A 566-nucleotide genomic window follows, 5' to 3' on the forward strand; every position below is an offset into this window, starting at 1 on the left:
CGCACGGCGCCCACGGCGCGCGGGGGGGCGCGTCGCAGACCGAGGCGGGGCTCTCCGGCGTGGACCTCTGCCATGCCGTGGGCGGCGGCCCGGCGGCACTGCCGGGGCTGCTGGCCAAGCACCTCTTCGGCACCCCGCTGCTGATCACCGAGTACGGCGTGCGGCTGCGGGAGCACTACCTGCGCAGCGCCGCGGGCGCCGCTCGCGCGGTTTCACCGTCAGCCTCGCAAGCCCCCGTCCGTGCCCTGCTCGCCGCGTTCCAGGGGCGGCTGGCCCGGGAGGCGTACCAGCAGGCCGAGGTGATCACCCCGGGCAACACGCACGCCCGCCGCTGGCAGGAGCGCTGCGGCGCCGACCGGAAGCGGCTGCGCACGGTCTACCCGGGCATGGACGCCGGCCCCCTCGCCGCCGTCGCCGAGGACACCGGCGAGCGGCGCCCGGGACCGCTGCTGGTGTGGACGGGCCGGATCGAGCCCACGAAGGACGTCGTCGCCCTGCTGCACGCCTTCGCCGATGTCCGCCGGGCCGAGCCCGGCGCGCGGCTGCTGATCGTGCGCGACGCACCG

The 566-nt window shown here is 77.7% G+C and carries 1 protein-coding gene; it reads left to right on the top strand.

Going from position 1 to position 566, the window contains the following annotated elements; genetic code table 11:
• A partial coding sequence (locus ACYVE9_RS30340) for a DUF3492 domain-containing protein (protein WP_461031059.1) occupies positions 1 to 566 on the top strand: 566 nt, incomplete at both ends.

The sequence above is a fragment of the Streptomyces sparsus genome (genome assembly GCF_054776295.1).